General features: G+C 60.4%; 9 protein-coding genes. All 9 read right to left on the minus strand.

The features are described from left to right. Positions 1–1,056: outer membrane protein assembly factor BamB (bamB, locus tag ACC569_RS13190; RefSeq protein WP_372523996.1), on the minus strand; the 1,056-nt coding region annotated here is incomplete at its 3' end. Next, positions 1,053–1,691: a YfgM family protein gene (locus ACC569_RS13195; protein ID WP_372523997.1), complete on the minus strand. Its 639-nt coding sequence runs from the start codon at positions 1,689–1,691 to the stop codon at positions 1,053–1,055. The genes bamB and ACC569_RS13195, both read right to left, overlap by 4 nt. After that, a complete protein-coding gene (gene hisS / locus ACC569_RS13200) occupies positions 1,688–2,965 on the minus strand; it encodes a histidine--tRNA ligase (RefSeq protein WP_372523998.1) in 1,278 nt (425 codons plus the stop codon). Before hisS ends, ACC569_RS13195 begins: the two co-directional genes overlap by 4 nt. Positions 2,966–2,975: 10 nt before the next feature. Further along, positions 2,976–4,109, minus strand: coding sequence for a flavodoxin-dependent (E)-4-hydroxy-3-methylbut-2-enyl-diphosphate synthase (gene ispG, locus ACC569_RS13205; RefSeq protein ID WP_372523999.1), 1,134 nt, complete (start codon positions 4,107–4,109; stop codon positions 2,976–2,978). Further along, entirely contained in the window at positions 4,109–5,170 is a 1,062-nt protein-coding gene (locus tag ACC569_RS13210) for a RodZ domain-containing protein (RefSeq protein WP_372524000.1), read from the minus strand. Before ACC569_RS13210 ends, ispG begins: the two co-directional genes overlap by 1 nt. Positions 5,171–5,173: 3 nt before the next feature. Next, positions 5,174–5,947 carry a type IV pilus biogenesis/stability protein PilW gene (gene pilW / locus ACC569_RS13215; RefSeq protein WP_372524001.1) on the minus strand — a complete coding sequence of 258 codons (774 nt, stop codon included), beginning with the start codon at positions 5,945–5,947 and terminating at the stop codon, positions 5,174–5,176. A gap of 2 nt (positions 5,948–5,949) precedes the next feature. Continuing rightward, entirely contained in the window at positions 5,950–7,044 is a 1,095-nt protein-coding gene (gene rlmN / locus ACC569_RS13220) for a 23S rRNA (adenine(2503)-C(2))-methyltransferase RlmN (protein ID WP_372524002.1), read from the minus strand. Positions 7,045–7,383: 339 nt separating this feature from the next. Continuing rightward, on the minus strand, positions 7,384–7,587 hold the full coding sequence (iscX, locus tag ACC569_RS13225) for a Fe-S cluster assembly protein IscX (RefSeq protein WP_372524003.1): 204 nt from the start codon (positions 7,585–7,587) through the stop codon (positions 7,384–7,386). 13 nt (positions 7,588–7,600) lie between these two features. Beyond that, complete coding sequence (gene fdx, locus ACC569_RS13230) at positions 7,601–7,906, minus strand: ISC system 2Fe-2S type ferredoxin (protein ID WP_372524004.1); 306 nt, start codon at positions 7,904–7,906, stop codon at positions 7,601–7,603. Between the last annotated feature and the right edge of the window lies 1 nt (position 7,907).

The following is a 7,907-nucleotide window of genomic DNA, read 5'->3' on the forward strand; positions in this document are numbered from 1 at the left end:
AACCGCGCTGTGACTGACTCGGTAACGCGCCACGAAATGACCATCGTCGCTCGACAGCCAGTGAACATAACCCTCGAAATCGCCGACGGCCACCAGTCCGTCCACGCAACGCGGTGCATTCAGCTGACGCGCGCGGAGCTGTTCCTGCTTCCACACGCTCGCGCCGGTTCGCTGATCGAGCGCCATGACGTTGCCGTGGTCATCGGTGAGATAAACGTTGTTTGAATCCGCGTCCATGCCGGTATATGTCGACACATCGCGCGACCACAGGATGCGGCCTGTCTGCATGTCCACGGCGATGATCTTTCCCTGGTAACTCGCCGCATAGATTACATCGCCCACGACGAGCGGCGAGGCGTCGACGTCCACGAGGCGTTCCACTTCATTGCGCCCGTGAGGTTGGGCAACGGGCATCTCCCACAGGAGTTTGCCATCCTTGATCTGGATAGCAGCGATCTTGCCGCTGGCAAAACCGGCGAGCACTACATCGCCGGCCGTCACGGGCGCGGCCGTGCCATACAGGCTGAGCGGCGGCTCCGAACGCTCGTACAGCCACAGCCGCTTGCCATCCACGACCGAGAGGCCGACGAGCTTGCCGTCCACCGATTGCACCGCGACCACGCCGGCCTGGACCGTCGCCGGCGTCATCACCTGACTCGACAGGACACTGACCCATAACCGATGTCCGTCATGACTGTCGAGCGCGATCACCTCGCCTTTCGTGGTGGCGACCACCACGAGGCCATTGCCGGCAGCCACGGCGCCCGTCACCGGCCGGTCGACGCGCGATTTCCACATTGTGCGGCCGCTGTCGGCGGCGAATGCCGTCACGCGGCCTTTTGGGTCGGATGTATAAATTACGTTGTCATCCAAAGAAGGCCGCAGCGTGACCGCCTTTTTAACCGCGCTGGCGCCGCTGTCGGCAGACCAGAGTTTGTGTGCTCGCTTCTCGGCGGTGAAATCCTTGAGTTTCGCGGGTTCCTCGCGCACCACCTTGCTGCCACCGCAACCGGCGAGTAACAGCAATGCGCAGATAAATACCATGCCGCTTTTCATGAAGACTTCTCCGGTCCCAGGTCATCGAGCTTCATGTTGAGCACCGGCGCATATGGCGAAGCGGCCGGCAGTTGCTTGAGCGCCTCGCGATAGGCCGTGCGCGCTTGCTCGCGTTGTCCCTGGGCCAGGTAGATATCGCCCTTGAGCTCCGCATATTCGACCTCGAAACCGGCCTGGTCCTTCACTTCGAGAAGCGCAAGCGCGGCCTGCTTGTCGCCGCTGTCCAGATTAATCCGTGCCAGCCGCAGGCGTGCGGCGTGCATCGTCGCGGCGTCCTTGGCGTGCTCCACCACCCATTGCAGATGCTTGCGCCCACTGATCGCATCACCCGCTTCGAAGTCCATGCGTGCCAGCATCAATCCGGCCATGCCGGCATAGGGCGTGGACGAAGAATCGTTCAGCAGCGACTCGCCGGATTGGCGGGCCGTTTCGAGCTTCTTCGAGTGAAAATCCTGCATCATCCGGTCATATAGCACCGATGCGGTCTGCAAACGCTGTTCCGTGTGCTGGGTCCAGTAGCGGAAACCGATGATTATGGCGGCACCCAGCAGCACACCGAAAATTACGGAATTGCCGTAGTCCTTCCACCAGGCTTTGAGTCTGTCCAGATCTTCCTGTTCTTCATAAGCAGTCAAGGTGTTGCTCCTCGTGGAGTTTCTTTAAGCAGTAAATCGATCAATTCGCCTTGCGCGATCGAACGCTGCACGCCGTCGCGTAAATCCTTTATCGTGATCGAGGCGTTCCGGACTTCATCCTCACCGAGCAGCAGCGCATGACGCGCACCACTGCGGTCCGCGCGCTTGAGCTGCACCTTGAGTCCGCCACCGCCACAGTTGCATTCGATGTGCAAACCCGCGTCGCGCAGGCGTTCGGCCAGCTGCAAGCCCCGCTTCTCCGCCTCCTCGCCCAGCAGAATGAGAAAGCCGTGCGGTCGAACCGCTTGACGCGAATCGCTCTGCGGCGCCAACAGCTCGGCCAGCCGTTCCATGCCGATGGCAAAACCGGCCGCCGGGGCCGTTTTGCCGCCGAGTTGTTCGACCAACCCGTCATACCGTCCACCGGCGCAGACCGTGGATTGCGCGCCGAGCCGCTCGGTCGTCCATTCGAACACAGTGCGGGTATAGTAGTCGAGCCCACGCACGAGACGCGGATTCACGCTGAAGGCAATACCCGCCTGACGAAGGTAATCGCCGAGATGCGCAAAATGTCCGCGCGACGCATCGTCCAGATGGTCGTAAAGACTCGGGGCCGCCGCGATCACCTTCTGCATATCAGGGTTCTTGCTGTCGAGGATGCGCAGCGGATTTTTTTCCAGTCGTCGCAGGCTGTCTTCATCGAGTCGGGCGCGTTGCGTCTCGAGGTAACGCAACAGTTCGCGCCGGTAAACGGCGCGCGACTCGAGTGTGCCGAGCGAATTGAGCTGCAGGGTCAGTCCGTCAAGACCCAGGGCCTGCCACAGACGCGCGCACATCATGATGAGTTCGGCATCTAGATCGGGACTTTCGATACCGAAGGCCTCGACACCGATCTGGTGGAATTGGCGGTAACGGCCCTTCTGGGGGCGCTCGTGACGGAACATGGGACCGGCGTACCACAGGCGCTGAATCTGATTGTGCAGAAATCCGTTTTCGATGCCGGCGCGGACGCAACCGGCCGTGCCTTCGGGGCGCAGGGTGAGATTCTCGCCGCTGCGATCCTCGAAACTGTACATTTCCTTCTCGACGATATCGGTCTCGCTGCCGATGGAGCGCGCGAAGAGTTCGGATTTTTCCAGTATCGGCAGACGGATTTCACGGTAGCCGTAGGCATGCAGCACGTCGCGCGCGCTGGCCTCGATCCGCTGCCAGCGCTCCACGGCGTCCGGCAGCAGGTCATTCATGCCGCGTACGGCCTGTATGGCCTTGCTCAATGGAATGCCCTCACCCGGTCTGTTTGATGGGGAAGACCTTCTTATCCGCCGGCTTGTCACCCGGCTGGCCGCGTCGCTGTACCTCGGCGCGGATCGCGCGCTCGATTTCCTCGACAAGCTTATCGTTGCCGATCTTGTGATCGGGCTTGCCGTTGATATAGAGCAGGCTCGGATCGCCGCCCGCCAGACCGACTTGCGCCGCCTTGGCTTCGCCCGGACCGTTCACGCAACAGCCGATGACGGCCACGTCGAGCGGTTCCTTGATGTCTTCGAGACGCTGCTCCAGAGCATTCACCGTGGCAATCACGTTGAACTCCTGCCGCGAACAGGAAGGACAAGCGATGAGATTGATACCCTTGCTGCGGACATGCAAGGCTTTGAGGATGTCCCAACCCACGCGCACTTCCTCCACCGGGTCGGCCGCGAGCGACACGCGGATAGTGTCGCCGATGCCTTCGGCCAGAAGCATGCCCAAACCGATGGCCGACTTCACCGCGCCGGAGCGGAAACCGCCCGCCTCGGTGATGCCCAGATGCAGCGGTTGATCGATCAGCGCGGCGAGCTTGCGATACGCGGCCACGGCCATGAAAACGTCCGAGGCCTTGACGCTGACCTTGAAATCCTGGAAGTCGAACTTGTCGAGCATATCGATATGACGTCGCGCGGATTCCACCAGCGCGTCGGACGTGGGTTCGCCGTATTTTTTTTGCAACTCCTTTTCCAGCGACCCGGCGTTGACGCCAATGCGTATCGGAATACCGCGGTCACGCGCCGCGTCCACCACGGCGCGCACGCGGTCTTCGCGCCCGATATTGCCCGGATTGATACGCAGGCAATCGGCGCCCAGTTCGGCCACGCGCAGCGCAATCTTGTAATCGAAGTGAATGTCCGTCACCAGCGGAACGGAAACCTGTTGCTTGATCCTGCCGAAAGCCTCGGCGGCTTCCAGGGTCGGGATGGACACACGCACGATGTCGGCACCGGCGTTTTCGAGCGCGATGATCTGAGCCACGGTCGCCGCCACGTCCGTGGTTTCGGTGTTGGTCATGCTCTGCACGCTGACCGGTGCATCGCCACCGACCGCCACGCGGCCGACCATGATGCGGCGGCTTTTGCGCCGCTGGATGGGATTCTCGCCGAACATCAGTTGTTCACCGCCTTCTCATCGCCGAGCGTAAAGCGTGCGACCTGCCCACGCTTGTAGCGGCCGATGTCAAAATTCTGTCCGTTGAATTCTACCCGGACGCCCTCGGCATTGCCCAGAAACACGCTGAACGGCGCCACCCCTTCGATGGCGATGCTGCGACCTGCCGGCACGTTTTCGTACAGAAGTTTGTTGTCGCGGGCATCACGAACATCGACCCACGACTCCTGTATGGCGCGCAGCACCATCCGCGACCGCGGCACACCCGTGGGTTCCGCTGCTCGTCGCGTGCGCTCCAGGGCGCGATCGGTGCGTGGCGGCGTAGCCGGGCTGGCCTGCTTGAGTGGTTCGGTCGGCGCCACATTGATAATCATGTCGGAAACCGTAACTTGGCCATTGGATGATGCCGGCTTCGTGGCTGGAGCCGGTGTTGCATGCGTCGTGATGTTCGGTGTCCGCGCGACATTACTGGTCACGGCTCGCAACGCAGGCTCCGTTACAGCAGGGGAAGTCGCTGAATTCGTTGCCACTGACGTTCCAGCGGCGGATGGCACCGACACGTTTTCCGGCGGGCTTAGCGGTGCCGGCGGTACGATCGCCGGAGTCGGAGTTGCCACGGCGGGAGGCGAACTTGGCGCTGTCGGGGTTTCTTCCTCACTGCGCCACCACAGGTAAACCAGGCTCAGCACGATCGCCACCACACCGAGGGTCGCCGCCTTAATCAGGCGATCGCTGCTCGTGATTTGCGGTGGCGGAGCCGACTGCGGCAACATTATCGGCTTGGAAGGAATGGTGAGACTGTTGTAGGACTCGAGCACCTTTTCCGGTGACAATCCGAGCAACTGCGCATAGCTGCGCAAATAGCCACGGACATAGGTCGGTCCCGGCAGATTTTTGTAGTCATCCTGTTCGAGCGCTACGATCTGTTTGGAAGACAGGTGCAGGATCTGCGCCACGTCTTCCGGCGCCAGGCGCAAGTCCAGACGCGCCTCATGCAACAGGCATCCCGGACCGGACCGGGACGCGGCGGTGTCGGGTGATTCCGGTTTTGTGTTTTCCATGGCCTACTTCTTCTTGGACGTTGACGCCGCGTGTAATTGTCCAGCTTCGGGCGACTTGGGAAATTTGCTGCGCAGCCGCAGCGCGTAACTTGCCTCGGCATTCTTGTTGCCGAGCGCGCGCTCGATTTTGACGGCCAGTAACAGACTCTCGGGTGTATCGTCCGCGGACTGAAAGTAACGCTCGATGAATCCGCGCGCGGACAGGCGCTGGCCCGAATCCGCACTAAGCTTGGCCATCTGGTAAAGCGCGCTCGGGAGTTTGGGATTGATACGCAACGCTTCACGGTAGTATTTTTCGGCTGCGGCCGGTGCGGGTTTCTTCATCAAACAGAGGCCGGCGTTCAAGTTAACCTCGGCCGTGTAAGGATAAAGAGCATCGCCGGCCGCCACATCAAAATGCCGGATGCCGGCATCGAGCTTGCCGCGATCACAGAGAAACGCGCCATAGTTATGGTGCGCCGAAGAATTGCTGGCATCCTTGTCAAGCGCCTTGCGAAAAAGACGATCCGCCTCGTCGTATTTCTTCAATCGCCATTGCAGTACAGCCATGATGTTGTTGGCCTGCGAGTTATCCGGCACCTCACTCAGGGCTTTTTCAAGTTCTTCCTTGGCCACGTCCAGCTGGCCGCGCTGCATGTAGCTGGCGCCCAGCATCACGTGGGTTTCGGCTCGTTTATCCTTCTTTTCCATTTCCTCGTGGCGTTCCGCGGAAGAAGCGCAGCCCGCCAAGGCCAAGATCAGCAGGATAGTTGCCGTATCGAGAAAGCGGCGATTCATGTCTAATCCATCCCCGCCGTAAGGCGCTGGCGGCGGCGTGTGCGATCCTGCACCTGTCCGGCCAGCTGTCCGCATGCCGCATCGATGTCATCACCGCGTGTTTTGCGCGTGATCGTGGTGAGTCCCGCCGCGATCAGCACATCGCGAAACCGGTCGATCACCGGTTTCGAGGAACGCTGGTAATGCGTCTGCGGAAAGGAATTGAAGGGAATGAGATTCACCTTGGACGGCACGTCGCGCAGAATCCGGACAAGTTCATGCGCGTGTTCAACGCTGTCATTCACGTCATCCAGCATCACGTATTCGAACGTCACGCGGCTGCGCGGCGAATCGGCGCAGTAACGGCGGCAGGCCTCGATCAATTCCTGAATCGGGTATTTTTTATTCAGCGGCACCAGTTGGTCGCGCAGCGCGTCGTTCGGGGCGTGCAGCGATACCGCCAGGCTCACCGGGCATTCCTCGCGCAGGCGGTCCATCATAGGTACGACGCCGGCCGTGGACAATGTCACACGCCGACGTGACAGGCCGTAAGCATAATCATCGAGCATGAGACGCATGGCCGGCACGACATTGTCGAAATTGAGCAAGGGCTCGCCCATGCCCATGAGCACGACATTGGTGATGATACGCTCGCCCTTCGGGGCCCGGCCCAGGGCGCGGTTGGCGACGAGCAGCTGTGAAATGATCTCGGCGACGGTGAGGCTGCGGTTGAACCCCTGATGTCCGGTGGAACAGAACGAACAATTCAGCGTGCAGCCCACTTGCGAGGATACACACAGCGTGCCTCTGTCCTCTTCGGGAATAAATACAGTCTCAATGGCATTTCCGTCGTCCAACCGCAGCAGCCACTTGCGCGTGCCATCGGCCGCAACCTGGTCCTGCGCGATTTCCGGCGCACGGATTTCGGTGATAGCCTTCAGGCGCGCGCGCAATTCCTTGCTCAGGTTGGTCATGGCGTCGAAATCGTCCACGCCGTACTGGTGAATCCATTGAATCACCTGCGTGGCGCGGAACGGCTTCTCGCCGTGGGCGGCGAAAAAGTCCTGCATCGCCTGACGATCCAGATTGAGCAGATTGGTTTTTTCAGCGGCTGACAAGGCTATCCTCGGATGCTCGCGACCTTCTAGGACGAAAAAAATACGGGTCCGGCCTCTTGGCCTTGCCCGGTCCACCTCTGGTGGTTCACAAAAAGAACGACGCAAGCTCTCGAAAAAACGAGACTTTTACGTCCGTTCCAGATCTATAGTGTAGCGTCTGACAGCGGGTCAGACAATGAAGAATGGGGTATTTACAGCGAATAACAGGCGTTTGACCCTAGCGCCCCGTGCCCGAGGCGAATGCTCTTTCGGCAATGGGCGCAGGTAGCCGCAATGAACTAGGTTTCCTTGGGCGCTACTGCCACCGTCTCCGAAAGAGCTGCGCCAGGGATCCAGCGGCTAGCCCCCGTGTTCATCCATCCAGGCCATCTGGATCGCTTCGAGAATTTTTTCTCCCGAGCGTTCGGGCTTGTCCTCGAAATCGGGCAGTCCTATCACCCATTCATGCAGATCGGTAAAGCGGATGGTCATCGGGTTCACGTCGGGATATTTCTCGCTCAGCGCGATGGCGAGATCCCGGGTATCGGTCCATTTCAGCCCCATAAAAAAAGCCTCCTCAGTGCTGCTCGGATACGAGATTGATCGTGTACTTGGGTATCTCGACAACCAGGTCTCGATCCCCGACCTTGGCCTGGCAGGAAAGGCGTGATTCGGGTTCCAGCCCCCAGGCTTTGTCGAGCAGGTCCTCTTCCTTTTCCTCGGCCGGCTCGAGGCTGGTGAATCCCTCGCGCACCACCACGTGGCAGGTGGTGCAGGCGCAGGATTTTTCACAGGCGTGCTCGATCCGGATACCGGCGTTGAGCGCCGCGTCACAAATACTGATGCCCGGCTCCACTTCGATGGTTTTGCCCTCGGCGCATATC

This window comes from Sulfuricaulis sp. (assembly GCF_041499725.1).
Taxonomy (GTDB): domain Bacteria; phylum Pseudomonadota; class Gammaproteobacteria; order Acidiferrobacterales; family Sulfurifustaceae; genus Sulfuricaulis.

Excerpts from the sequence above, each read along its gene's own strand:
- pilW (WP_372524001.1), bottom strand. The coding sequence starts at position 5,947 with ATGAATCGCCGCTTTCTCGATACGGCAACTATCCTGCTGATCTTGGCC.
- iscX (WP_372524003.1), bottom strand. The coding sequence starts at position 7,587 with ATGGGGCTGAAATGGACCGATACCCGGGATCTCGCCATCGCGCTGAGC.
- ispG (WP_372523999.1), bottom strand. The coding sequence starts at position 4,109 with ATGTTCGGCGAGAATCCCATCCAGCGGCGCAAAAGCCGCCGCATCATG.
- ACC569_RS13210 (WP_372524000.1), bottom strand. The coding sequence starts at position 5,170 with ATGGAAAACACAAAACCGGAATCACCCGACACCGCCGCGTCCCGGTCC.